This is a genomic window from Paenibacillus sp. G2S3 (genome assembly GCF_030123105.1).
Classification (GTDB): domain Bacteria; phylum Bacillota; class Bacilli; order Paenibacillales; family Paenibacillaceae; genus Paenibacillus_AQ.
The window spans coordinates 4,329,114-4,355,740 of record NZ_CP126095.1 but is presented as its reverse complement, the minus strand read 5'-3'; the positions used below and the strand labels follow the sequence as shown (position 1 = coordinate 4,355,740).

24 protein-coding genes are annotated in these 26,627 nt (G+C 42.2%); 21 read left to right on the top strand and 3 right to left on the bottom strand.

Annotated features, from left to right (window positions below):
* Window positions 1-113 precede the first annotated feature (113 nt).
* The 13 genes from QNH28_RS19105 to nagA all read left to right on the top strand — a co-directional run bounded on the left by QNH28_RS19105 (window position 114) and on the right by nagA (window position 14,869).
* Window positions 114-2,141 carry a DUF5107 domain-containing protein gene (locus tag QNH28_RS19105; protein ID WP_283908084.1) on the top strand — a complete coding sequence of 676 codons (2,028 nt, stop codon included), beginning with the start codon at window positions 114-116 and terminating at the stop codon, window positions 2,139-2,141.
* A gap of 189 nt (window positions 2,142-2,330) precedes the next feature.
* Window positions 2,331-3,743, top strand: a complete 1,413-nt coding sequence (locus tag QNH28_RS19100) for an ABC transporter substrate-binding protein (protein ID WP_283908083.1) — start codon at window positions 2,331-2,333, stop codon at window positions 3,741-3,743.
* A 99-nt stretch (window positions 3,744-3,842) separates the two neighbouring features.
* Entirely contained in the window at window positions 3,843-4,748 is a 906-nt protein-coding gene (locus QNH28_RS19095; protein ID WP_283908082.1) for a carbohydrate ABC transporter permease, read from the top strand.
* A 15-nt stretch (window positions 4,749-4,763) separates the two neighbouring features.
* Window positions 4,764-5,594: a carbohydrate ABC transporter permease gene (locus QNH28_RS19090; protein ID WP_283908081.1), complete on the top strand. Its 831-nt coding sequence runs from the start codon at window positions 4,764-4,766 to the stop codon at window positions 5,592-5,594.
* 154 nt (window positions 5,595-5,748) lie between these two features.
* Complete coding sequence (locus QNH28_RS19085) at window positions 5,749-6,960, top strand: sensor histidine kinase (protein WP_283908080.1); 1,212 nt, start codon at window positions 5,749-5,751, stop codon at window positions 6,958-6,960.
* An 8-nt stretch (window positions 6,961-6,968) separates the two neighbouring features.
* Window positions 6,969-7,637, top strand: coding sequence for a response regulator transcription factor (locus tag QNH28_RS19080; protein WP_283908079.1), 669 nt, complete (start codon window positions 6,969-6,971; stop codon window positions 7,635-7,637).
* Window positions 7,638-7,792: 155 nt separating this feature from the next.
* Window positions 7,793-8,356, top strand: a complete 564-nt coding sequence (locus QNH28_RS29655; RefSeq protein ID WP_349654997.1) for a DUF6622 family protein — start codon at window positions 7,793-7,795, stop codon at window positions 8,354-8,356.
* A 102-nt stretch (window positions 8,357-8,458) separates the two neighbouring features.
* Window positions 8,459-9,166: a DNA alkylation repair protein gene (locus QNH28_RS19075; RefSeq protein WP_283908078.1), complete on the top strand. Its 708-nt coding sequence runs from the start codon at window positions 8,459-8,461 to the stop codon at window positions 9,164-9,166.
* Between the two features lie 111 nt (window positions 9,167-9,277).
* The gene (locus QNH28_RS19070) at window positions 9,278-10,567 is read left to right on the top strand and encodes an L-cysteine desulfidase family protein (protein ID WP_283908077.1); all 1,290 of its coding nucleotides are present in this window, start codon (window positions 9,278-9,280) and stop codon (window positions 10,565-10,567) included.
* 197 nt (window positions 10,568-10,764) lie between these two features.
* Entirely contained in the window at window positions 10,765-12,231 is a 1,467-nt protein-coding gene (locus tag QNH28_RS19065) for a protein adenylyltransferase SelO (RefSeq protein ID WP_283908076.1), read from the top strand.
* A gap of 37 nt (window positions 12,232-12,268) precedes the next feature.
* Entirely contained in the window at window positions 12,269-12,748 is a 480-nt protein-coding gene (locus tag QNH28_RS19060; protein ID WP_283908075.1) for a DinB family protein, read from the top strand.
* A gap of 169 nt (window positions 12,749-12,917) precedes the next feature.
* Window positions 12,918-13,703, top strand: coding sequence for a DeoR/GlpR family DNA-binding transcription regulator (locus tag QNH28_RS19055; protein ID WP_349655071.1), 786 nt, complete (start codon window positions 12,918-12,920; stop codon window positions 13,701-13,703).
* 23 nt (window positions 13,704-13,726) lie between these two features.
* The gene (gene nagA, locus QNH28_RS19050) at window positions 13,727-14,869 is read left to right on the top strand and encodes an N-acetylglucosamine-6-phosphate deacetylase (RefSeq protein WP_283908073.1); all 1,143 of its coding nucleotides are present in this window, start codon (window positions 13,727-13,729) and stop codon (window positions 14,867-14,869) included.
* A 27-nt stretch (window positions 14,870-14,896) separates the two neighbouring features.
* On the opposite strand, the gene QNH28_RS19045 is transcribed toward nagA, so the two are convergent.
* Together QNH28_RS19045 and QNH28_RS19040 are read right to left on the bottom strand one after the other, a co-directional pair.
* Window positions 14,897-15,670: an AraC family transcriptional regulator gene (locus QNH28_RS19045; RefSeq protein WP_283908072.1), complete on the bottom strand. Its 774-nt coding sequence runs from the start codon at window positions 15,668-15,670 to the stop codon at window positions 14,897-14,899.
* Between the two features lie 18 nt (window positions 15,671-15,688).
* A complete protein-coding gene (locus tag QNH28_RS19040) occupies window positions 15,689-16,270 on the bottom strand; it encodes a LysE family translocator (RefSeq protein WP_283908071.1) in 582 nt (193 codons plus the stop codon).
* An 86-nt stretch (window positions 16,271-16,356) separates the two neighbouring features.
* Between QNH28_RS19040 and QNH28_RS19035 the strand changes: the two genes are divergently transcribed.
* Window positions 16,357-16,911 (top strand): GNAT family N-acetyltransferase, encoded by a 555-nt coding sequence (locus tag QNH28_RS19035; RefSeq protein WP_283908070.1) that lies wholly within the window; start codon window positions 16,357-16,359, stop codon window positions 16,909-16,911.
* Between the two features lie 157 nt (window positions 16,912-17,068).
* Here QNH28_RS19035 and QNH28_RS19030 read toward each other — a convergent pair whose 3' ends face one another.
* Window positions 17,069-18,652: an AraC family transcriptional regulator gene (locus tag QNH28_RS19030; protein ID WP_283908069.1), complete on the bottom strand. Its 1,584-nt coding sequence runs from the start codon at window positions 18,650-18,652 to the stop codon at window positions 17,069-17,071.
* Window positions 18,653-18,827: 175 nt separating this feature from the next.
* Between QNH28_RS19030 and QNH28_RS19025 the strand changes: the two genes are divergently transcribed.
* The 7 genes from QNH28_RS19025 (at window position 18,828) to QNH28_RS18995 (ending at window position 26,625) form a co-directional block, all read left to right on the top strand.
* Window positions 18,828-19,874: an ABC transporter substrate-binding protein gene (locus tag QNH28_RS19025; protein WP_283908068.1), complete on the top strand. Its 1,047-nt coding sequence runs from the start codon at window positions 18,828-18,830 to the stop codon at window positions 19,872-19,874.
* Complete coding sequence (locus tag QNH28_RS19020) at window positions 19,871-20,914, top strand: NAD(P)/FAD-dependent oxidoreductase (RefSeq protein ID WP_283908067.1); 1,044 nt, start codon at window positions 19,871-19,873, stop codon at window positions 20,912-20,914. Before QNH28_RS19025 ends, QNH28_RS19020 begins: the two co-directional genes overlap by 4 nt.
* Before the next feature lie 288 nt (window positions 20,915-21,202).
* A protein-coding gene (locus QNH28_RS19015) for an IS3 family transposase (RefSeq protein ID WP_481858327.1) occupies window positions 21,203-22,536 on the top strand; the annotation gives its coding sequence in 2 pieces (ribosomal slippage) (window positions 21,203-21,589 and window positions 21,592-22,536; 1,332 coding nt in all).
* A 198-nt stretch (window positions 22,537-22,734) separates the two neighbouring features.
* Window positions 22,735-23,739 (top strand): Gfo/Idh/MocA family protein, encoded by a 1,005-nt coding sequence (locus QNH28_RS19010; RefSeq protein ID WP_283908065.1) that lies wholly within the window; start codon window positions 22,735-22,737, stop codon window positions 23,737-23,739.
* A 29-nt stretch (window positions 23,740-23,768) separates the two neighbouring features.
* Window positions 23,769-24,686 carry a helix-turn-helix domain-containing protein gene (locus tag QNH28_RS19005; protein WP_283908064.1) on the top strand — a complete coding sequence of 306 codons (918 nt, stop codon included), beginning with the start codon at window positions 23,769-23,771 and terminating at the stop codon, window positions 24,684-24,686.
* Between the two features lie 16 nt (window positions 24,687-24,702).
* On the top strand, window positions 24,703-25,785 hold the full coding sequence (locus tag QNH28_RS19000) for a Gfo/Idh/MocA family protein (RefSeq protein ID WP_283908063.1): 1,083 nt from the start codon (window positions 24,703-24,705) through the stop codon (window positions 25,783-25,785).
* A 135-nt stretch (window positions 25,786-25,920) separates the two neighbouring features.
* Window positions 25,921-26,625 carry a response regulator transcription factor gene (locus QNH28_RS18995; protein ID WP_283908062.1) on the top strand — a complete coding sequence of 235 codons (705 nt, stop codon included), beginning with the start codon at window positions 25,921-25,923 and terminating at the stop codon, window positions 26,623-26,625.
* Window positions 26,626-26,627 lie beyond the last annotated feature (2 nt).

Here is a 26,627-nt window from a genome sequence, read left to right as displayed (position 1 = left end):
TATGTTTATTCAGTGTCCTAAATCGTACAGGTTTTGTTCAATTCTGTTAATGGTAGCTTTAGCATTTAGCAGTGTAAAATTGGATTAACTATATGGGATTGGATGTGACTTAAATGAGTGTAGTCATTTCAACATTAACTCTTGAAGGTGCATTATTAGAAGGAGAGAATCCTCTTCCAATGTTCAGAAACAGAGACCATCATACAAAGGTAGGGGATAATGGTACACTTACGCCAGAATTGAGACAGCAGTTGGGTGAACATACAGGTGGGAGATATTTACCTTATCGCATGCAGGATCGATATACACGTGAAAGAAAGCCGATCGTCATGAAATCGATTGTATTGGAAAATGACATGCTGAAAGCAGTCTTTTTACCTGAGTATGGGGGTAGACTCTACTCGCTTAAAGATAAACGTACGAACAAAGATATTCTGTATACTAACCCAGTCTTTCAACCGGCTAATTTAGCTATACTAAACGCTTGGTTCTCTGGAGGGATTGAATGGAATGTGGGACAGGTAGGTCACACCTTTACGACCGCATCTCCCGTACATGCTGCCAAATTGATGGATGATAAGGGCAACGAATTTCTAAGAATATACGAATATGAACGTTGCAAAAACATTTTTTGGCATATTGATTTTCATCTTCCTCAAGGGGCAAAGGAACTGTCGGTCTATGTACGAATCATTAATGATAGCGAAGCATCGGTTCCTATGTATTATTGGACCAATATTGCAGCTCCGGAAACTTTAAATTCTAGAGTGTTCTCTTCCACAAGTAAGGTTATCTATATTGATCATCAAGTGAAGGGGTTTGGATTGGGAGATTTGCCAGAGCTTCCTTCAGTTCCAAATGAAGACTCCTCTTATCCAATGAGAATTCCCTTCTCTAATGAGTATTTTTTTCAGACAGAAGCAGATTATAAATCCCCGTGGGAAGCGATTGCCTATGAGGATGGTAGTTTATTCTACGAACGTTCGACTAGCCTCTTAAGATATCGAAAGTTATTTTGCTGGGGCAACCATGCAGGTGGTAGAAGATGGTGCGATTTCTTAGCGAAGCCAGGTGAAGGTAATTATGTTGAGATACAAGCAGGGTTTGCTCCAACACAGATGCATGGACTAGACATGCCTGCGAATTCAATATGGGATTTCACACAAATATTCGGTGTTACACAGGTGGATGCACATAAGGCAAATCAAAGCGGTTGGTCTGAGGCTCGGGATTTTATTGAAGTACAAGTCAACGAACAATTACATGAAGATGCGGTGTATATTCTTCATGAGAAGTTGCAAGCTTATGCTAATTTAACACCATCAGAACTATTGCATTCAGGCTCAGGCTGGGGAGCACTCGAGGACATTCGAAGAAAAGCTCATGCTGAAAGGTCTATTCCGGATGGATTTCTTTTCTTGGAATCCAGTATTGCAGCACCGCAACTTCCATGGTTAGCCCTGTTACAAGAAGGAGGTTTGCCAGAGGGAGATGTGCAAGATATTCCGGCTTCTTGGATGGTCCAAGAAGAATGGATGGAATTGCTTCGTACAAGTCTAGAGCATGCAGATAATCAAACATGGAATTCCTACTTGCAATACGGCATTATGCTCTATGAGTATGGAATGGAAGATCAAGCTATAACTGCATGGCATCAATCGCTTGAATTGAAGCCGTCTGCTTGGGTTTATCGTAATCTGGCGATTACCTCTGAACAGAGAGGAGAGGCAGATCAGGCTCTGGTTTATTATGAACTGGCGTATTCTTTATACAATGGCTTTCCAGACAGAGCATTTGCAGATGAGTATATTAGCATGTTGATTAGAAATAAACAATTTGCTAAGGCTTGGAGTGTGTACGAATCACTTCCTGAAGAATTCAGGCAAAGTGATCGTCTCCAAATTATTATTGGAGCTGCGGCTCAGGAGTTGGATCATAATGAATTCCTATTAAACTTATTCCAGAAAGAATTTGCAGTGATTCGTGAAGGCGAAGTTACGATTGTGGAGCTATGGTATAAATTTCAAGCTAAAAAGCTAGCTGAGAGCCTAAATATCGTACTATCTGAAGAATTAATGAAGGAAGCTATAACCCTATATCCACCGCCTAATAACATTGATTTTAGAATAGTGGGAGCTTAAACCAAGAGAGAGTTTCGAGGATTTTAATCGAAGCTCTCTTTTTTTAGGACGTCAACGTCGTTTCTTCTCAATTAAAATTTAGATAAAATTGTGCATGCTTTGTTCAATATCGTCGATGTTAGACCTGTCTTGCTTCGTTATATACTTACTTGTGAAAGCACTTTCATATTTGAGGGGGATGCTACACACGTGAAAAAAAGACAAAAGAAGCTCACAGGTTTATTGCTCGCTATGTCGATGGTTCTAACGTTATTGGCTGGATGTGGATCAAGCAATACTACGAACAATGCTGCCCCGTCTGAACCAGCAAAAGAAAACAAACCTACCGCTACAACTGAAGTTACGCCTGAAGTAAAATCCTCTGGACTAGAAGGGAAGGTAGTATTCTGGTCGATGTGGAGTAGCACAGAACCGCAAGCGAAGGTTATTGAATCGGCAGTTGCTGAATTCAAAGCAGCTAATCCTGAAGTTGAAGTAGATTTGAAGTTTACAGGTCGTGATATCTTAAAATTGATCAAACCTGCTTTGGACGGAGGCGAGCAAATTGATATCTGGGAAGCCGATCCAGGTAGCCCTGCTGGTATTCAAGGCATGAAAGATTACGTTATGAAGCTTGATGAATTGCTTGCGGAGCCATCCATTGGAATGGAAGGCAAATCTGTAAAGGATTCCATTATTCCAAGCTTGTTAAGCTGGATACAAACGCTATCCACAAAGTACGGTTTAGAAGATGGTATTTATTCGATTCCGCAGCAACCGTATGCAGTACTCTTTTTCTATAACAAGGAAGTGTATGAGAAAGCTGGTATAACAAAAGCACCTGCAACTTGGGATGAATTCCTTGCAGATGCTGAAAAAATCAAAGCAGCAGGTTCAGCACCGCTTACCTTTGATGACGCATATCGGGACTTATTTATTGGATCTTATCTGGCAAATGCGATGGGCGCAGATTGGGTAAGCCAGCTTGTACAGGATAAGACTGGTGAGATGTGGAATGACCCAATCATTCTTCAATTCGCTAAAGATATGGCTAATTTAAATGCTAAAGGCTTTTTCTCAAATAAAATTGCCGGAAGTAAATATCCTGCGGCTCAGCAAGATCTCGTATTGGGTGGTTCTGCCGCTTATCTAAATGGAACATGGCTTCCGAATGAAGTGCTTGCCACCTCAGGACCTGATTTCAAATGGGGTACGTTTCAATTCCCAGATGTTCCAAATGGAAACGGTAAAGGTGGAAAACAAGGGTTGATCTTTGGTTCTCAAGGGATGTTCATCAATAAATCGAGTAAAAATGCTAAAGCTGCCTTTGAGCTTATCAAACATATCGTTAGTAAGCAGACACAAGAAAAAATGGCGAAGGAAGCACTTGCGATCCCAGCAACTATTGATTCTGAATGGCCTGCTATGCTTGCTGAAGCGGAGACTGCTTTTCTAAATGCAAAAGTAAATATGCCTTGGGGTGGAGGCATTGGTGATGGAGGCGACTTTACGCTTGCTACTATCGTTCCTACCTTCATGGAACTCATCACAGGCAAGCTTAAGCCAGAAGAATTCGGTCCGAAGCTAAGTGCGGAAGCTAAGAAATTCTACGCTGGTAAATAATTAATTTTTTAAATTTAAGTAAATCTATATGTGGCAGTCAATAGCGGCGGCTGCATATAGATTTTTTTAAAATATAAGAAGTATGCGGGGGATACAAAGATGAGAATTAGTAAACCGATTATGATGCTATTCCTTCTGCCTGCTATCCTGGTTTATATGACGATCTTTTTTTATCCAACCTTGAGAGCAGTGTTCATGAGCTTTTACGAGATATCTAATATAAACAGTAGTTTAAGTGAATGGAAATTCATTGGTTTGGACAATTATTGGGGATTATTTCATAATTCCTATTTCTTGGATTCTTCATTAAATGTTCTCAAGATTTGGGTTATAGGTGGACTCATAGTTTTTGCTATGGCATTTTTCTTCTCCGTGCTTATTTCTTCCGGCGTTCGTTTCAAAGCCTTCTGGAGAGCATTGATTTATCTGCCTAATACCGTATCTGTTGTTGTCATGTCAGTGATATGGCTTCAGTATGTGTATAATCCAACCTTTGGATTTCTGACACAAGTATTTCGTTTTCTTGGGCTTGAACAATTAGCCAATATTCAATGGACGGATGACCAGCATTTATTTTTATCCATGCTGATCGCTTTCTGTTTTGGCTCGATTGGTTATTTTTTATTGATTCTTGGTGCAGCTATGGATCGAATTCCTAATGATTACTACGAAGCAGCCTTATTAGAAGGAGCGAACACAGTATATCAATTCTTCCATATTACTCTTCCATTACTACGAGATGTTTTTAAGACTACATTAGTGTTGTGGACGGTTACAGCCATTAACTTCTTTGTATGGTCGTCAATCTTCGGGAGAAATGATCCGCATACGATGACTCCTGGTTATTATATGTACTTGAAGGTGTTTGGTGGGGAGAGAATTTCTGATACGCAAGCTTTCAATGTTGGAGCAGGGGCTTCGATCGGTGTATTAATTACGGTTGCAATTATTGTATTTTCCTTCTTGATTGGTCTGTTATTTAGGAAGGACCGCTTAGAATACTAGGAAGGGGGAGACAATATGCGTCTTCACTCGATCACGCGAATCTTTCGATATATTCCATTAGTAGCCTGGCTCATCTTTACAATTGTTATTTTTGGATACGCAATCCTTGCTTCACTAAGCACGACAAGGGAGATATTCACTAACAAACTACTTGCGAGCGGATTCCATTTCTCGAACTATACCCTCTTATTTGAAGAAACTAAGATGGGCTTGTACTTTATGAACAGTCTAATTTACACGGTAACCGCCTGTATAGGTATTATTGTTATAGCGGCACCGGCTGCTTATATATTGGGTCGAATTCAATTTAGAGGAAAGCGAATAGTTGATTTAATGTTTATCTCGGCCTTATCTGTTCCGGGACTGCTGATCTCGATTCCATTGTTTTCGTTATTTTATTCATTGAATTTAACAGGCTCTACTTTTACATTAATCTTTGTATACATTTTTACGAATGTTCCTTTTGCTGTATTCTTGCTTACTGGTTTCTTTGCATCCATTCCGAAAGAACTGGAAGAATCAGCGGCAATCGATGGATGTGGGCCGATTAAGGCATTTATCAAAATTATTTTACCCATTGCGCAGGCCGGAATTCTGACGTTAACTATTTTTAATGTGATGGGGATTTGGAATGAATATTTCTATGCTCTAATCTTTGCTAATAATCCAGATCGACATCCAGTAGCATTAGCGCTCCAATCCATTGTAGTAGGGTATACGAATACTGGTAATTATTCAGGTATTTTTGCAGCATCTATTCTAGTGTTTTTGCCAACGTTTATTCTTTATCTTCTTGTGTCCAGAAAGATCGTTGCTGGGATCACAATAGGTTCTGTAAAAGGTTGATGAATAGGGAGAACAACAAAAAGAAATAACCACCTCATTATGCAGGTGGTTATTTGCGTTTTCATGAGCATCTCATCCGGTCTGAGCTTGATATTGGACTGAGCCTTGCGCTTGACGTATAGTTACTATTGTCTAACCATAAAGGAGTAGAGTATTGGATGAATTAGAAACTTGGAGGGTTATCGTGAAGTTTGTATTCAAGGAAGAAAAAATATATGTACATCTGTTTCGTGTTATTGGGACTGTGCTTTTGGCATTAACCTTTTATCAAGATTATAACGGTCAAGGGTTCATCAATCTTCTAGGTGGCTCGATCGTGTTGTTGCTATACATGGTGTTGGTTTGGGTGAAAAACTCTTGGTGGACTGCTGTGAAATTTTATGCAGTTTCTTTTTTGATCGTTTCACTAATATTAGTGCTTCATTTTGTTTTTAACGCACCGAACACAACCCTACTTTGGCCGCTTTATTTTATTATCCTATTTATGAATCGAGTGTATCCCCGTGCTTCTTTCATCATAGGGATCACTACGCTTACTGCTATTTTTTTGATCTATTCTTTATCCTTTAGCACTCTTTTGGGTCTGCTAGGTGTAATTCTCGTTGCTCGGAGTATAAAAATTAGAAGGGATGCTCACCACTTAACAAAGCTTCACCTCGAAGAGTTACATAAGGCTCATAAAGAGCTGAAGACTATGCATAATGAACTTCAAGAAGCCACTGTTCATTCGGTGCGCTATGCAGCGTTAGAAGAAAGGACTAGACTTGCCAGCGAAATTCATGACGGACTGGGTCATCAACTGACTTCACTGATTGTTCAATTACAAGCCCTTCAAATTATGCAAGAAACGGACCCTAAAAGAGCAGCTGAGTCCATCAGTCAGTTGATTTCTATTGCTCGTCAAGCTATGGCGGAAGTTAGAGTTGCGGTGAAGGAATGGTCAAATGACGAAATGGGTCTAGGTCTGGTTGCTTTAAAAGGCCTCGTTTCCCAAACGCAAGGCAGGTCTTCTATACAGTTCAACTTTAATCAACATTCCGATGTATCCGAGTGGCCGATTGAAGCAAGTATTGTTTTATATAGAGTGCTACAGGAGTCTTTGACCAATGTGCTTCGTCATTCAAATGCGACGATTTGCAGTATTGATCTTGAAGAAGCAAACGGTACGATTTATCTCACGGTCACTGACAATGGAATCACCACTAAAGAAAAACCTGCAAATTTAGGATTTGGCCTAAATGGAATAGTAGAACGGTGTAAAGCAGCGGGGGGAGATTGTCATTTTTCATCTATTGAACCCCATGGTTTTTGCTTGGAGGCAGTCGTTCCAGTTGAATGTAGACCTATTGTGGAAGAGAAGGAGTAAGGATACACATGGAAAAAATAATTAGAGTTGTACTTGCGGATGACGAGCCTTTTGTTCGGCAAGGATTAAGGTATATTATAGATTCTCAGCCTGATATGGAATGTGTGGGGGAAGCAAGTGATGGAGAGGAGGCTTATCTCATTTCACTGGATACGAAACCGGATATTGTCCTAATGGATATTCAAATGCCTAATTCCTCGGGGCTCGATGCAACGCATAGAATCCTACGTGAAAATTCAGAAATCAAGATTGTCCTCCTAACCACTTTTGACGTTCAAGCTTATGTGATTGAAGGGATACGAGCAGGCGCAGTAGGTTACTTGTTGAAGGACACGGATATGCAAGAAATTCTGGCTGGAATACGATGGGCGAATCATGGTAATGCAATTTACAGAACCCCTACTGCAAGCAAGGCGCTTATTGAAGCCATTTCCAGTGATACAAAGTCAACTAAAACAGAGCAAGCATCAGATCATTTATCCGAGTTTCTGACAGAGCGTGAACTTGATGTACTTCAGCAAATGGCTTACGGGCGCCGGAATTCTGAAATTTCGGAAATTCTGAATATCTCACAGGGCACAGTTAAGACTCATATCCATCGAATTCTCCAAAAGCTTGAGGTAGAAGATCGTACACAAGCTGTAGTTTTGGCGATACGGACAGGAATAGTAGAATAATTCGAAAGGCCGGCTACCACCGGTCTTTTTTTGTTTTTATAAGAGGAGGCTCGAATATTGTATATCTCTAGATAGAGTTAATGTTGCCTAAAGATCAACCGCTGTGTAGATGTGTGATTCTCTAAGTTTTTTTATTATAGATATTGTAATCATCAATGGAAATAAAATCACAGCGCTCTATACTAGGAGGAAAAATAATGCATATTACAATCACGCAAATCATTTTACACACACCCTCATGGGTGTGGCTGTTATTCGTTCTTTTGGTTCTCATGGGAATCAGAAATTCTCAGGAACGAGCTGTTAATTTCTTAAGAATGTTTATTGCCCCTCTTATTTTTATAACATGGGGTTTACGAACGATAATAACTACATTTCCTCAATTAGGATTGACCTTGACGAGTTATATTGTTTTTATAATTCCAGGCTTTCTAATTGGATATTTATTGAATAAGAGATATCAATCCTTTTTTCGAAAGGGCTCCGTTGTTTTTAAAAAGAAAGGCTATCTTCCATTAATAATTGTCCTCCTCAATTTTATTGTTAAATATGTACTGAATGTAATGTTGGTTTTTTATAATGATACCTTGTTTCACCTCATTTATTCTTCCACTAATGGGCTAACCGTTGGATTATTTTTTGGAGGAATCACATATGCGTTTTATATGAAAGGCAAGCTTAACAAATCGATAAGTCAGCTTCATCCGTTCCGGAAATAAACTTAACTTGCGAGAAGGAAACTCATAAAGTACACTTTCTTTATCTAGTACAAGCCTTAGCTAAATTGGGGAATGAACTTTGAAAAAAGGAAGTGTTAAATAGTGGATCTAGAGATGGTCATGCAGGAGCTGGAAGCGCTTGGCAAGGAACGAACCAAGAAAATATATATGTCCAATGGAGCAAAGGAACCGCTATTTGGCGTGGCTACCGGAGCAATGAAGCCAATCTTCAAGAAAACCAAAATAAATCAGCCATTGGCTGAGCAGCTTTATGCGACAGGGAATTACGATGCTATGTATTTTGCCGGCATCATTGCCGATCCTAAAGGAATGACGGAAGCAGATTATGACCGATGGATGGATGCGGCTTATTTTTATATGCTGTCCGACTTTGTAGTGGCAGTAACCTTGGCAGAAGCGGATATTGCACAACAAGTTGCCGATAAATGGATCGCGAGCGGAGAAGAGCTGAGAATGTCAGCGGGCTGGAGCTGTTACTGCTGGCTGCTTGGCAGTCGGCCGGACGTTGAATTTTCCGAAAGCAAGCTTGCCGGTATGCTTGAGATGTTGAAGAATACGATTCATGATTCTCCAGAACGTACCCAATACTCTATGAACAACTTCATGTATACAGTGGCCGTATCTTATACGCCGTTGCATGATAAGGCATTTGAGACTGCGAGAACTGTGGGTCCAATTGAAGTTGATAAAAATAAAGCAAAGAGTAAATTTATTCATGCGTACGCAAATATTCAAAAAGCTGTCGACAAAGCTCAGCTTGGCTTTAAACGAAAGCATGTAAGATGTTGATCTAGCAGAAGCTTCTAGAGAAGAAAAAGGAAAAAGGATTCCCTGAAACTTCACTCTGAGTTACTATATAGAAATGACTCCAAGTGGGAGAGAGAAGGGGGAAAAGCATACATGGGCAACTTATTGGAAATTTTGCACAAGGAAGTCGTACCGGCAGAAGGCTGCACAGAGCCGATCGCAGTTGCGTATGCCGTCTCCTTGGCGGCAGAGCTTCTCGAGGAAGAAATAACGGGGATTCAGCTGCATCTCAGCGGTAATATTATCAAAAATGCAATGGGAGTGGGCATCCCTGGCACAGGCCAGACGGGTCTGCCTATCGCAGCAGCGCTTGGAGCGGTGGTTGGACGTTCTCACAAGGAGCTGGAAATCCTATCAGGCTTGACTCAAGCTGAGCTGAAGATGGCAAATGATCTGCTTGATCGAAAGCTGCTAAAAGTGGAGATAATGGACACTCCTGAGAAGTTATATATTGAAGCACAGGTGAAGACAGAGAATCATACAGCGACTGCCATTCTTGCTAAGGAACACACTAATATAGAATACTTGGCACTCGACGGGAAAAAAGTGACGCCCAAAAAGTCTAAAGCGGACTGTGGTAAGCCTGGTCTTTCTGAGACTGAAGCCTATGAAGGCTCGGTAGATCGGATATTCGAGTTTATAAGCACGGCTCCATTTTCAGACCTTAGCTTCCTCTTAGAAGGCGCTCGGATGAACAAAGCGATTTCTGATGAGGGACTCCGAGGTGATTATGGCTTGCAAGTAGGGAAGAAGATGAATCAGCAATCTGCTGTGAATTTGTTCGGCAATGATGTAGCAAACAAAATTATAGCGGCCACTGCTGCGGCTTCAGATGCTCGTATGGATGGCAGCGCAATGCCTGTGATGACAACAGCGGGCAGCGGTAATCAAGGCATCGCCTGTACGCTTCCCGTTATCTCTTTGGCGGAATTGCTTGGCAAGGATGAAGAGACGTTAGCTCGGGCGCTTGCACTAAGTAATCTGGTCACTGTGCATATCAAACACTATATCGGTCGGTTGTCGCCTTTATGTGGTTCAGGAATTGCAGGCGGAGTTGGAGCGAATAGCGGCATCATTTACCTCATGGACGGTACACTTGAGCAGATCAAGCATGGGATACAGAATACGATAGCCTCTTTATCAGGGATGATTTGCGATGGTGCAAATTCAACCTGTGCGCTGAAGATATCCACCTCCACCAATACGGCAATACAGGCAGCCACACTGGCTATGAACAATATTGCTCCTACGACCAAGGATGGCGTTATTTTCGAAGAGGTGGAAGACACTATCCGTAACATGGAGCGACTGGTTCAGGAAGGTCTTGCTGATACCGACAAGACCATTCTAAATATCATGCTCTCCAAAGGCGGAGCGAATTAGCTTCCTATAAGGTAATGATAGGTTAGAACATCATAATTTAAGACCGTCCGTTTCCCTACATCAATGGCAGGAGACTGGGCGGTCTTTTTATCTATTCGGTAAGCCCATATTTCATTGCGAAAATTTGCATTAAATTTTAACATAACTTATCCTGAGATTATTGAGGCTTAGACTGATGGTATAACAAAGGAGACATTATGACGGAGAAGATTGATATAGGGTGGAATTTTGAGAACAGTTATGCTCATCTGCCGGAATCCATGTATACACGGATCAAACCAACCCCTGTGAGTAAGCCGGAATTGATTATTTTTAATGAATCATTGGCTATGAATTTAGGGCTGAATAGTACAGTGCTACATAGTAAGGATGGCGTTCAGATTCTTGCGGGCAATGAAGTTCCTAAAGGTACAGAGTCGCTTGCTCAAGCATATGCCGGACATCAATTCGGACATTTCACCATGTTAGGTGACGGCCGAGCTGTGCTGCTTGGTGAACAGATCACTCCCCAAGGTGAACGTGTAGACATTCAGCTTAAGGGTGCAGGAAGAACACCATATTCTCGTGGTGGCGATGGTCGAGCCGGACTTGGACCGATGTTGCGTGAATATATCATTAGCGAAGCCATGCATGGCTTGGGTATTCCCACCACTCGCAGCTTGGCAGTAGTAACGACAGGAGAAACGATTGTTCGAGAAACGGAGCAGCCTGGTGCTATTCTGACCCGAGTTGCTGCAAGTCATCTACGGGTGGGCACCTTTCAATATGTTGCAGCGTGGGGTACTGTTGAGGATATCCGTACTCTGGCAGATTATACATTACAAAGACATTATCCGGAAGCTGTTTCTCAAGAGAATCGTTATCTTTTCCTGCTGCAGGAAGTGATTGGACGTCAGGCTGAGCTGATTGCCAAATGGCAGTTGGTAGGATTTATTCACGGAGTAATGAACACCGACAACATGGCGCTTAGCGGAGAAACGATTGATTATGGTCCTTGCGCCTTCATGGATGTGTATGATCCGGAGACGGTATTCAGCTCCATTGACCAGCAGGGCCGTTATGCCTATGGCAATCAGCCGGGTATTGCCTCTTGGAATCTCGCGAGATTCGCGGAAACTCTTTTACCGCTGCTGGCTGATGATCAAGAACAGGCGATCAAGCTCGCTGAAGAAGAGCTTGCAGATTTTAAAGAGCGGTCTTATCATCACTGGCTTACAGGAATGAGAGCGAAGCTCGGAATCTTCAATGAAGAAGTAGAGGATGTAGCGCTAATTGAAGACCTGCTAGATTTGATGCAGAAATATCGGGCGGACTATACCAATACCTTCCGTGCCCTAACTTTAGAGAAGCTGGAAGAAACCGCTCTGTTTGGTGCAGCAGAATTTACGAAGTGGCAGGAGTTATGGCAGGCTAGACTTAGCAGACAGCAGCAATCGAAAGAGGCTTCACAGCAGTTAATGCGCAATAGTAATCCTGCGATTATTCCGCGAAACCACAGGGTAGAAGAAGTACTCCAAGCGGCAGTGCAACAGGAAGATTATAGTGTGATGGAGCGATTGCTTGAAGCTCTTTCCAATCCTTATGCTTATTCCCTTGAACAGGATGAATATTCGTCACTACCTGAGGAATCGACACGTCCATATCGAACCTTCTGCGGTACCTGATTTGTTGATATTGATCTGAAAAATGAGGTGGATCAAGATGTTTCATGCATATGATGTTCTGGCTAACCAGTTGCTAGCTAATGCGAATGATCCAAGTTGGTATGTACCCTTTGAGGTAGCTGTAAAAGACTTAAGCGAAGAAGAAGCTTTTTGGAAAGTAACAGAAGAAAGTAATAGTATTGCTGAGATTGTACAGCATCTGCTCTACTGGAATGAAACTTGGCAAACAAGATATAAAGAAGAGAGTGTTCATGCGGTTCCTTCAGTGGAAAACAATAATACCTTTGTTGTTGCAGAAGGAGTAACGTTCCAAGAACTTCAACAACAGCTTTTAGAAGTTCTACTACGTTGGCAGGAACTGATTACGAAGGAACAATTGGAAGCTGATGTTCAAGAATTTCCAGACAGTCAGTGGTGGGAAGTAATGGGCAATGTGACAACACATAATGCTTATCATGTGGGGCAAATTGTTTTTATTCGAAAGATACAAAAAAGCTGGAATCGCACTGGAAAGTGAAAAGAAAGACGTTAACGGATGTACATTCATCTGGCTAACGTCTTTTTTTTTTGCGAATAACAATGAGGAGAAGGTATACAATATTACTTACAAATACTTAATATTATATATTTAATACTTGTAAATACTTATGATATAACTTATGATGACTATAGGAGGTGCATACATGATGTTTCAAGAGGAGAGATTGTTAAAAATACTCGAATATTTGAAACAACACCAATCGATGAGTGTTCAAGAGATCTGTACGGAATTTGAAGTATCCAGAGATACCGCACGAAGGGATATTGTTAGATTAGTACAAGAAGGTGTTGTGATCCGAACACATGGAGGGGTATCGTTACCTGAGTTACAAAAAGAATTATTATCTTATCAGGATCGATTGATCGATGAATCTGAGAGTAAGCAGAGAATAGGGAAGGCTGCGGCGCAGCTTATCCAAGATCATGAGACTGTGATTTTAGATGTATCCACCACTGTACAGTTTGTAGCAGAACAGATCAGCGCGAAGGATATCACGGTTGTCACGCACTCGATTGATAACGTAGGGATCTTGTCAAAGCGGGAGGATCTGCAAATTTATGTTCTTGGTGGTTACTTGAATGTGAAAAACCGCTTGTTATATGGCCCTTCTATTATCGATAAACTTAGTGAAATCCGTGCTGATAAAGCCTTTATTGGAGCATCCGCGATCCGTGCTGATGGACTCTACTATCCATATGAAGAAGATGTGCGGGTGAAGAGAGAAATGGCCCGAAGATCTGATCAAGTCATCTTAGTGGCTGATCACACCAAATTTATTGGCAAATCATTTTTCCGTCTAGACTTTGATTTCGTTGACATTCTAATGACCGATCGGGAACTCCCAAGTGAGATCAGAGAAATTCTAGATCAGAAGAACATTACAGTGATTGAATGTCCAGAAGAAACTGAAGAGGCTCGAGAGCAAGACTGATAACGAAACAGAGGAGGATATTTATGTCTTATATTCTGCAAAATATACAAGTGGCGCTTCAGAATCGTATTGTCCCAGCGGCTAATGTGTGGATTTCTGAAGGGAAAATCATGAAGATAGATACAGAGGATCTATCGATTCCAGAGGGAAAATATGAACGGATCGATGGTGGCGGCCATTTATTAGTACCCGGGATGATAGATGTTCATATTCATGGCGCCAATGGTTTCGATATGATGGACGGCACGGACAAGAGTATTCAAGAAGTCTCTAGTGCTTGTGCTTCATCTGGCTGTACCTCATTTCTGGCTACATCTGTGAGTTCTACGCTAGAAGATCTTTTAGAAATGATTCGAAGTGTCAAGCGTGTGATCGGACATGAAGTGGGCGCTAAGATCGCAGGTATTCACTTAGAGGGACCTTACCTGAACCCGAAGCGAAAAGGAATGCAGAACGAAAAGTATCTGCGCCATCCCAACTTAGAGGAAATGAACCTGATTTTTGAAGAAGCGGGTTCACTCATTAAAATGGTAACAATTGCTCCTGAGCTGCCGGGAGGGATGGAGCTCATCTCCTATCTGAAGGAAAAGGGTGTAGTTATAGCCATCGCTCATTCGGATGCTACTTATGAGGAAGCTAAACAAGCCTTTGCGTCGGGGGCAAGTCATGTTACGCATTGTTTTAATGGCATGCGGCCTATCCATCATCGAGATCCAGGGGTAATTGTGGCTGCTTTTGAAGAGAAGCATGTAAGCCTTCAAGCGATTGTGGACAACGTCCATCTGCATCCTGCGATTATTCGATTAATGCATACCTTGAAAGGACCAGAAGGAATGGTCTTGATTACAGATGCACTGCAAGCCATGGGATTAGGTGATGGGGATTATATGTTTGGAGGCCATCATGTTACGGTATCCGAGGGGGTAGCGAGACTGAAGGATGGAACGCTAGCTTCAAGCACAGTGACTATGAATGAAGCCTTACGTTATACTGTCGAAACTGGAATTCCATTGGTAGACGCCGTAAAGATGGCTTCAACTACGCCGGCCAATATTCTTGGACTTCAACAAAAGGGGACAATAACATCCGGCTTTGATGCTGATCTGGTCCTCTTGGATGATGAATTTAAAGTGTGCTGGACAATGGTGGATGGTCAAATTTTATAAATCATGATGAATACAGGTTACTTCTGCTCAATGCAGTTGTAACCTGTATTCATGTGCGGTTATGCCAAACACGCTTTTAAAATGCCGGTTCAAATGAGTTAAATCCACAAATCCACAATCTACTACAGCGGCATAGATATCCTTAGTTTTCTCAATGGACTGCTTGGCATGCTCTACCTTGCAATTCAAGAAAAATTGATAAGGTGATATTCCTGTATGTGTCTTAAACTCTCGGATAAATTGATATTTGGAAAGTCCAAACTCTTTACAGAGATCATCTAGTTTTAGTACATGTTCTAAACTGCAGTACATCATTTCCTTTGCTGTTCTAACAAATTTATTATTTATCCTGTGCTCTGTAACTAGTTCAGTATTAGATACTAGGTGAACCAGAGTTACCAACAGCTCACTGCACAAGGACTCCTCTTTGCCATTCTGGATGGCTTGACTTAGCGCTAATATGCACTGTGCCAACTTGTCATCGTATAGGATGGGAGAGGCGAAGCGGAGTTCTTTTTTTCCTAGGATCTCTTGTATCAAGGTTGGCTTGATATATAGCATGACATAGTCAATACCTGCTCTATCATATGAACTGCCGTCATGCGTTTGCTCTGGATTAAATAGCATTACGCCATTTTTATGAGAGGATTGCAAGCTGCCGTCAAGGTTATATTGCTGAATGCCACGTAGGGTGACACCGATTGCGTATTCCTCATGGCAATGTTTTTTATAAGTGAAATCACTCATGCTAGCTGACAATGTTAGGATATCTGCCGACTTTTTATAGTTGAATCTCTCCACGCTCTTAGCCTCCACGACTTATAGGATTCCCGATATCATAATGGCCGAGTATACTAAAAATAGTGCCATCAGAGTATTTAGAACTTTTTGATGATTTTGCAGAAATGCTCTGAAGATTGCCCCAAATACAACCCATGTCGTAAAAGCAAAAAATCCGATCACAGTTATAATTATAACAAACATAAACAAGGTGAGAGAAGAAGTGTAGAATGGCATTACATAGCTGGGAATGACTGTTAAAGTAAATAAGAGCACTTTAGGATTCACAAGCTGCATAAGTAAACCCGAGCGAAAATTGGCATTTGGATTAGGCTGGTTTTCCATTGATCCCATTTTATAGATTTTGTAAGCTAGGTAGAGCATATATAAACTCCCAATGACTTGCATAATGATAAGAATATTTGGGATAATCTCTACCAGAACACGATTCATCAAGGTAGAAAGGATAAGCAATAGTCCAAAAGCCATCGTAGCCCCGCATACATACCGCATGGTTTTCTTAGCCCCTGAATGTTGCACGGAAGAAAGAATAACAATATTGGCAGGACCAGGTGAACATGTAACTACAATGCAATAAAGAAGAAAGGAAATTATATTCATGATGACCTCCAGTAAAAGTTGTCTTATGAATATAAACCTCATAACTTGATTGTTAATAGTACATTATTGCAGAGGAGATCAACATAATGAATGAGACAAAGCATTTTACGATTAGTACACTCACTGAGGGCGATTATGTATCTGCGTGCCGGGTATTTGAAGAATCAATATCGGATGCCTTTAACAAAGAAGGATTAGGTCACTTACTAGAGGATATACAAAGTGAAACCGATCATAAAAAGCAAAAGGCGTTATCTTCACTGGAACAGGCAAACTCGGGCAATTATTTATTTATCGCTAAATTTGATGAGACGGTTGTGGGCACGATTTCCTATGGTCCCTGTGGCGAGACTATTCAAACCTGTGCAGAACATCAGTTGGATCATTTGGGGGAATTGGGGAGTTTATACGTGTTGCCAAGCTATCAGGGGCAAGGGATTGGTTCGGCATTAATTAAGAAAATGATGATATTTCTAAACGAACAAGGGATCGAGCAATTTTGTTTGGACAGTGGCTATAAACGTGCACAAATCAAGTGGCAGCGTAAATTTGGGGAGCCTTATAAGGTAGTAAAAGATTATTGGGGACCCGATTCCGATCATATGGTTTGGTTGTGTAATGTAAGCGATCATTTAGAATAAGGTTTGTAAGAAATGTTTAACCGGCAAGATAATGGTAGTTATGATGCCAGCAAATGCTTCTTTTATGATTTGGCCAGCTATGATAGCTGGCTTTTTTAGCATGATCTTGGTTTTGTATTATAGAGTAGAGAGAATCTTTAGCCAGGTTGCTTTCAAACTAGCGAGCAAGCAGAAGCTTCATCTGCACGTCCATTTGGCTGTGCATGGAGATGGGGTCGCTGACAGCGAAATGTTCCGGGTCTATGGAATAGATATGATTATTTTGTACAGCCTTTAGCTGCTTCCAGATGAAAGTCTTCTCCAGCGCTCTGAATCGAACCGGATCAAGAATGCTCACAAATAATCGGTCACCTGCGTATAGCGAAAGTTGCTCCTCTGTAATCAGGCGATAAGCCTCACGGTTAAGCATCTCTTGCTCAATAATGGGAGGGGCTGTCATGCCTAGTCCATCATATAAATTATAAGCTCCACGGCACCAGAAGTTGCCAAACACATAAATGGAATCAGTGCGTATTTCGATAACAGAAACCGTTTCTTCCTTGGATATGAATCCCCGTAATTCGGTTCTGTGACGCTCAGCTTTCTGTTCATATTGCAAAATTAGCTGCTGTGCTATCCTCTGTTTATTAAAAGCTTCGCCGAGCATCGCCAGTAAAGTCATTGGTTTATGGTCGTTTTGGGAGAAGATCATCGTAGAGGCAACGGCTGATAGCTCTTCACATTCCTGTTCGTTCGATACCAGTATATATTCCGGCTGTAACTCAGCAATCTCTTCCAGTTGATAAGGAATATTGTTCACCCGGTGAATATCCAGACTAAGGTTTCGCAAGTAGGGTCTGTTGGTTAAATTCTTTGCGGCTGCGATGGGCCGGATGCCAAGTGCGAGTAAATGACCGAGGCAGGTTAGTGCACAAATATGAGCTGGTTTGTTCTCGTAGTTGCGGACAAATTGTCCGGGCGTTAAGCCCTCCGTCTGCTTAAAGCGACGGTTGAAATAAAATTCATCCCGGTAACCGACCTTGACGGCGATCTCTTGCAGGCGCTCGCCTTTTAATAAGAGTTGTTTTGCTGATTCCATCCGCAAGTCCGTAATGTACTCCAAAACATGCTTTCCAGTAATGTGCTTAAACCAGTGGGTGAATCTGCGTTTGCTGATTTGGGCTTGCGCAGCAAGCTCCTCTACGGATATCTCTTCGGCAAAATGCTCCTTGAGCTGTTCAATAATGGCTAGTACTGATTGACGTGTAGTTTCGGAAGCAGGCTGATCTTTCGTGCTCTCTATCATGATTCGCATCAGCTTTTGAAATCTCGCGTGATTGTCCATTTGCCGTGCAGCAGACTTATCATTCTGGTATTTGCTGATTTCCCTGACGATGCGCAGCGGAACTTTTGTAGAGGAAATACGGCATTCACCGACTTGCAAATAGGTCGTGACGGGTCTGGCTGTGTTGCCTAGGATGGAAAAGTTGAGCAGCCAAAACGAGCCGCCCTGACCATGAAATTTGCTCATGTCGATAATCGATCCAGGACTAAATATCCAGCAGCTTCCAGCCTTTAGCGTATATTCTTCATCGTCCCAACTTTGCGAGACCTCACCGTCCTCCATGACCAACAAGGTATAGGAGGTCAGCGGTTGCGGGGGGATTCCACTTGATGGGGAAGTAACAACATGTTGTAAATGGTGCAATTCGAAATAAAGGGTATGTACCGGCCTTCTGACCTCCAAACCGTTCCTTTCCAAGTGAAAACCTCCAAGTCCAATTGAGAATTATTATCAATTAAAGAAATCATACATTAAAGCTACCAAGATATCAATTGATTCCTTCTAGTTATTAAGCAGCCCAATAGTATAAAATAACGTCCCATCCTATCCTTGTCGGTGTTAAGAGCAGAAACTATACTGGCTATAGTTGATAATGATTATCAATAAAACAGAGAGATGGGCGGAGACAATGATGGTAATTCAAAGCAAAAATATATGGAAAGGTCTAGCTATGCTTTGTATCGCAATAACATTAAGTGCGTGTGGCAGCAACGGCGGAGGCAGCCAAGCTAAATCGACAAATACAGCAACGGCTGCAACAAACCAAGGAAGCGGACAAGAAGGGGTATCAGCAACCAAGCTTGTGACGGATGCTTACGATAAACAGGTGGAGATTCCAAGTTCACCCAAGCGGATTATTTATACAGATAACACGGTCGGGGATATTTTGCTATTTGGCGTTCAACCTATTGGACTGATTCAGGATGGGCTTCAATATGCCGTGTACAGGGATGAAGTGAAAGACGTTGCTGATGTGGGCTGGCCGCCGAGCCCGGAGAAGTTGATTGAGCTGGAGCCTGATCTAATTATTACCTCGATGACAGATGCGCAGCAGCTTGATGTTATGAGAAAAGTTGCGCCAGTTATTCAGACGAATGAGTGGGATCCAATGCCTGTACGCGTGCAGAGAATTGGCGATTGGCTAGGCTTTGAGAAAGAAGCGGATGAATTTCTAGCGAAGCATGAGGCTGACATTAATGAAATGTGGGATTCTCTGCTGCAGAAGGGCACCATCCAGAGTGGTGAGACGGCTTCCGTCTTTCAATATATGCTAGGTCAAAATAGACTTAGCGTGTATACAACAAGCTATTTGCCAACGTTTGTCTATCATGAGAAAGGATTCAAGCCGACGGCAGGTATCCAAGAGCTGATTGATGATCCTGAGAACTACGGATACTCGGACATATCGGCTGAAGTGCTTCCGAATATGGCAGGAGACCGGATCTTTATTGTTTATTTTGACGGTCCTGAGCTTGATGCGGTTAAGCAAATGATCAACGAGCCGATCTGGAGAGATTTGCCTGCCGTGAAGGCGGGGAAAGTTTATTTTGTAAACGGGGGGCTGGGCATTACGACAGATCCGCTCGCGAGAGAAGCATTAATTAAACAGCTTCCAGTTATGTTGGGAGAGCAGTCATGAGCCATTCTCTAGAATTATTCGATGTTACGATTATTGGCGGCGGCCCTACGGGATTGTACACGGCCTTTTACAGTGGTATGAGAGAACTGAAAACCAAGCTCATAGAAGCTCAGGACGAATTGGGCGGACGCATACTGACCTACCCGGAGAAAATGATTTGGGATGTTGGAGGAATCACCCCTGTCCGCGGGGAAAAGCTGATCGACCAGTTGGTTCAGCAAGCACAAACCTTTGAGCCGATGATTGTGCTCGGCCAGCGTATCCAGCATTGTGAGCGGCAGGAGGATGGGAATTTCCTATTGACGACAGATACTGGTGAGCAGCATCTCACTCGGACGGTTATTCTGGCCATCGGTTACGGCGCTCGCAAGCCGGCAAAGCTGGAGATCGAGGGAGCAGATCGTTTCGAAGTGACCAATCTGCATTATACGGTGCAGCAGCTGGACGGCTTTCGCGGCAAGCGGGTATTGATCTCTGGCGGCGGTGATGCCGCTGTGGATTGGGCCGTTGAGCTGGAACCGATTGCGGCCAGCGTGACGATAGTCCATCGACGCGGCGAATTCGGAGGACATGAACGGACAGTAAGCCAAATGAGACAGTCTTCCGTGACGATCCTTACCCCCTTTACGGTAGAAGCGCTTCATAGCCAGGATGGCAAAATTATAGACACTGTCACCGTAGCTCATACTGTTACAGGCGAGCAGCAAAAGCTTGAGGTCGACGCTGTGGTCGTCAGTCACGGGATGAGATGCGATTACGGTTCGATCCGCCATTGGGGGCTTAATATGAATGAATGGAACATGCAGGTAGACGACCAAATGATTACCAACATTCCGGGTATCTACGCAGCGGGTGATTTCGTTACTTATCCGAGCAAGGTTGAGCTGATTGCGGGTACCTTCACCAGCGGTATTTTAGCGTTAAATAGTGCGAAGAAGTACATGGAGCCGGATGCCCCTTACATGGCCTACGTCTCGTCCCATAACGACCGTTTCAAAGAGAAGAACCGCGCACTAGGCGTTGTGGAGGAAGAGGAATAAAATAGCTGATGCATTTGCATGCAGACAGGGCTGCCCGAATGGGGTGGTCCTTTTTGCTCATTTATAAGTATAATTTTTGCGAAAAACAACAGTCCCTATGCTACGTGCAGAGGTTTTTTTTTGTATAGACAGATGAGTTTTTGTCGTGTAATAAATGGAGATGACTGAAGTCATTAATAAAGAAACCGTTAGCTAACCTAAACTGTACCCTATCGAGTAGACACTTTTAAAAAGTCTCTCGGTAGGGTATTTTTGTTTATAACGAAGAAGATAGGGAAGAGGAATGGTATGAGCAAGAAAATATTTACAGATAAAGAGATCAAGCAGTTATCTAACAATCCGAATGTGAGGTCCGTATCTTCAAAGGCAATTACATATACGGATGCGTTTAAGCAATTGTTTATCTCAGAGAATAATAAGGGGAAGCCGCCGAGAGAAATATTTGAAGTATGTGGTTTTGACGTAACTGTCATTGGGCTCCAAAGAGTCGAATCCTCAGCAAAGAGATGGCGTGCGAGTTACCAAGAGAACGGAATCTTAGGTTTGCAGGATACAAGAAGCCACGCCTCAGGAAGACCCCTTAAACGGGAGCTAACGCTCGAAGAGAAGTATGCCAAGCTAGAAGCTCAGAATGCTTTGCTGCGAGGGGAGAATGAACTGTTAAAAAAGATTCGTTTCATGGAAAGGAGGCAAAACAAAGGATAGTACTTTCATCTAGCCAGAAATTTGTCCTTATTCATACCATCATCGAGAAATATCAACTCTCCCGTTTGGTCAACTATTTATGTAAAGTATCCGGGGTTTCCAGGAGTGGATATTACAGGTATTGGTCTTCCGAAGCAAAGCAAAAGAGAATCCAGAAGAAACAGCAAGATGAGCAACTAAGAGAAGTCATTCTAAAAGCTTTTCATTTCAAAAGACGAAAGAAAGGTGCCCGATCCATCAAGATGACATTGGAGGGCCAGTTTAAGGTGATCTACAATTTGAAAAGGATTAGGAGGATTATGAAGAAATACAGCATTGTATGCCCCTTTAGGAGGGCCAATCCCTATAAACGGATGATGAAGGCTACTCAGGAGCATAGGGTCGTTCCTAACCTGCTGAACCGGGAGTTTAAGCAGAACATTCCAGGTAAGGTGTTACTGACGGATATCACTTATTTATTTTACGGATCGGGTAAAAAAGCCTATTTATCCACAATCAAAGATAGTTCAACCAATGAGATCTTGGCATATCACGTGTCAGATCGAATCACAATGGATCTTGCGACAGATACTCTCCTAAAGCTTAAGAAAAACCAAAGGTTTAAAAGAGCTGATGGTGCCTTCATTCACTCTGATCAGGGATCTCATTATACACATCCTTATTTTCAAAAAATGGTTAAGAAAATGAAATTGAAACAATCTATGTCTAGGCGGGGAAACTGCTGGGATAACGCCCCACAAGAATCTTTTTTTGGTCATTTTAAAGATCAAGCTTCCATTAAGCCTTGTTTGACTTTGATTGAGTTAAAACAGGAGATTAAGGATTACATGACCTACTATAACCACTACAGGTATCAATGGGATTTAAAAAAGATGACCCCTGTTCAATACAGAGATCATCTTCTTCAATCTGCCTAGACTTTTTTTAAATGTCCTTTACATAGGGTACAGTTTAACCTAGTGAGGGTTTCTTTTTTTGATTTGATTTTGTTTCCAAATTATTTATGTCGTAATATTATATATCTAATGTCGCATTTTCCTACTAATAAAGGGTTTTGTTATGTGATATTTTATTAGTAGATGTCAGAATAACATATATACGGGAGGCACAAGCAAATGACGATAAGAATTGGTAAGATTAGCTATTGGCATGTACATGCTTGGGACTATACGAAGCAGGCACAAGAACATGAGGATACTGTATTGGCTGCCGTTTGGGATGAAGATGCAGAGCGTGGAAAAAAAGCTGCCGAAAGCTTACATGTTCCTTTTTTCGAATCACTGGATGACCTGCTTGCGCAAGAGGATATAGATGCCGTCATAGTGGATGCACCAACTAATGTGCATAAAGATGTTATAGTGGCTGCCGCCAAAGCAGGTAAACATATTTTTACGGAAAAAGTAATTGCCCCTACACATAAAGAAGTTGAAGAAATTATTAGTGCAGTGGAAGATAACGAGGTGAAGCTGACCGTCTCCTTGCCGCGTCTAAATGATGGATACACCTTATCGATTCAAGAAGTTCTAAGTCAAGAATTGCTCGGAGAGATCACCTACGTCAGAGTACGCTTATCCCATAATGGGGCTACAGAAAATTGGCTTCCTGATCATTTCTTCAGTTTGGAACAATGTGGTGGCGGAGCTTTGATTGATCTGGGCTGTCATCCTATGTATTTGACGAAGCTTTTCTTAGGTCAAGATGTGACCGGTGTAAGTGCTAATTTTGGTTATGTAACGGGCAAGGAAGTAGAAGATAATGCAGTGGTGACGCTATTTACGAATTCAGGAGCAATTGGTGTGGTGGAGGCTGGGTTTGTGAATAGTCATTCGCCGTTTACCATCGAGGTGCATGGAACCGAGGGAACACTGCTTTACGGAACACCAGAGGATAAGCTTCTGCTTAGAAGTAACAAATCCTCTGACAAAGAGGAAGGATGGAAAGAAGTAGCGTTACAAGCTAATCGTGAAAGCGCATTCCATCAATGGGTTAATCATATCCAAAAGGATACCTTCGCCACTCAGAATGTTCAAATTGCTGTGGAGCTTACGAGATTGATGGAAGCGGCGAATCGTTCTGCTAAAGAAGCTCGTATGGTTCGCTTAGCAGATCTAGACGCGTAATTGGCTTCACCTGTTAGGAGGATTTAACATTGAGTAACTTTCCCTATGAGATGATGTTTGAGAAGCATGATATGCTCGAGAGATTGGATATTTCTATTCAATGGGGACATTACGAGATAACAGTTCTTAGATTTCATTTGATCTCTTTTCCGCCGGGAAGAGTAATAGATTTCCATAATCATTCTGAATTCGAATTTCATTTTATTCCACGAGGAAAGGGAGAAGTTATTCTTGGCGATCTAAAATACCTCTTGTCAGAGGGAATGCTCTATTTAACCGGACCGGGTGTCATGCACCGCCAAGAGGCGAATCCAGAAGAATCCATGGAAGAGCTATGTCTACATGTGGACATCAAAGAGAAGATCAGAGAGGACGTAGATCCTTGGGAGGTTGCGGAGGCTGAGACCTGTGTTCAGAAGCTAAAGCAGCTACCACTAGTTCCAGCACAAGATTATCACAGCGCTATGAAATGTTTTCTTGAAGCCTATGAAGCTTGTGAAGGTAAACTAACGGGATATTATACTTCCATTAAACATCTCGTAATCAGCATTTTATTAAAGGCAGTAAGAGCGTATGATGCAGGTGGAATTCGAACAGAAGCGCCTGTAAGAGATATGTCAACTTATCGCTACCAATACGCAATTCAATATATGGAAGCTAATTATTCAGGAGCCGTTACCTTGGAGAATGTTGCTGAAAAGCTGAATATTAGTTCAAGGCAGCTGCAGCGAGTGTTTAAACAAGTTAACGCCGAACAATCTTTCAGCAGGGCGCTTGAGGATATAAGGTTGAAAGCGGTCTGCCGTAAGCTTGAAGAAAGCAATTGTCCGATCGAACAAATCGCTCAAACGGAAGGATTTACGAATGCTACATATTTGCATATTGTCTTCCGCAAGCGGTTAGGGATGACTCCAGCAACTTATCGAAATGCAAAACAAACTAATTAGAGTGAGGGTGAATGAAATGAGTAAAGTTTTTCGCGTAGGAATTATTGGATGTGGTGGAATTGCGAACGGGAAGCATCTTCCAAGTTTGAGCAGACAAAGTAAGGTTGAGATCGTTGCTTTCTGTGACATTATTAAAGAACGTGCTGAAGAAGCGGCAGAGAAATACGGAAGTTCTGAAGCTATAGTCTATACGGATTATACTGAATTATTGAAAGATCATTCCATTGATATTATTCACGTGCTAACGCCGAATGACGCTCATGCTGAGATCTCAATTGCAGCCCTTGAAGCAGGAAAACACGTCATGTGCGAAAAACCAATGGCCAAGACGGCAGCAGATGCCAAACGAATGGTGGAAGCAGCGAAACGTACAGGCAAGAAGCTAACTATTGGATATGACAATCGCTACAGAGAAGACAGTTTGTATTTGAAAAAAGCCTGTGAGTCCGGGGAGCTTGGTCATATCTATTTTGCAAAAGCACATGCCATTAGACGGAGAGCTGTACCGACATGGGGAGTATTCCTCGATGAAGAAAAGCAAGGTGGCGGACCGCTGATTGATATCGGAACCCATGCGCTGGATCTAACGCTGTGGATGATGGATAACTATAAACCAAAAGTCGTGCTGGGCACCAAATATCATGAGCTGTCTCAAAAAGAAGAGGCTGCAAACGCTTGGGGACCATGGGATCCGAAGAAATTCACTGTTGAAGATTCAGCCTTTGGAATGGTCGTGATGGAGAATGGCGCTACGATTATGCTCGAAGCGAGCTGGGCTCTCAATTCACTGGACGTGCATGAAGCGAAGTGCAGCTTAAGCGGGACGGAAGCTGGCGCGGATATGAAAGACGGACTTAGAATAAACGGAGAGAAATTCAGCAAGCTGTACACCAATAAAATTGAGCTCGGAGCAGGCGGCGTAGCCTACTATGAAGGTAAAGCAGAAAGTGCACCTGATATCGAATTAAGAAAGTGGATCGAAGCTATTGAACAGGATAAAGATCCCGTTGTAACTCCTGAACAGGCTTATGTTGTCTCGCAAATATTAGAAGCGATTTATGAATCTGCACAAACGGGTAAGGCTGTGTATTTGGATTAGATTTTGACAAGCACAGCGATATAGAGTAATATCCACTTGTGATTTAATTATAGGGATCTGAGACAAGACTCTCTCATTACTGGGAGAGTTTTTTTGTTTTTTTGTTTTGAATACTGGGTAATAGGGGTGGGAATTGTGGATACTGTAGATCGCAATCATGTGCTTATTGTAGAAGATGACGATAATATTAGACGTTTTATATCTATAAATTTAACGAATAATGGGTTTGAGGTTACTGAGGCTGCTTGTGGTGAAAAAGCATTGCAGAGCTTTGAGGCGAGCCGGCCAGACGTTATTGTTCTGGACATTATGCTGCCGGATTCGAATGGGTTTGAGATCTGCCGTAAGCTAAGAGAGCAGGATCCCGGGGTCATTATCATTTTTTTAACAGCGCGTGGACAGGATTTAGATAAAATCAATGGCCTTGAAATGGGTGCCGACGATTACATTGTGAAGCCTTTTAATCCATTAGAACTGGTAGCACGGATCAAAGCGATATTGCGCCGTACAGAAACAGCTCTAAAACCGCAAAAAACTGTGTTCCAATCTGGACCGATACGTCTGGATTTGAACTCTAACAAGATGTTTAAGCATGATGACATTATTGAATTAACCCCGAAGGAATTTCAGTTGATGAAGACCTTTCTGGAGCACCCGGATACAGCACTCTCTAGGAATGAATTAATGAATCTGGTCTGGGGTGAGGATTATATTGGTGATCCTAAGACGGTAGATGTTCACGTACGTAAGCTTAGAGAGAAGATTGAAGTGGACGCCTCAAATCCACATTGGATTGAGACTGTATGGGGGCTTGGATACCGCTTTAGAAAGGATGGTTGAAG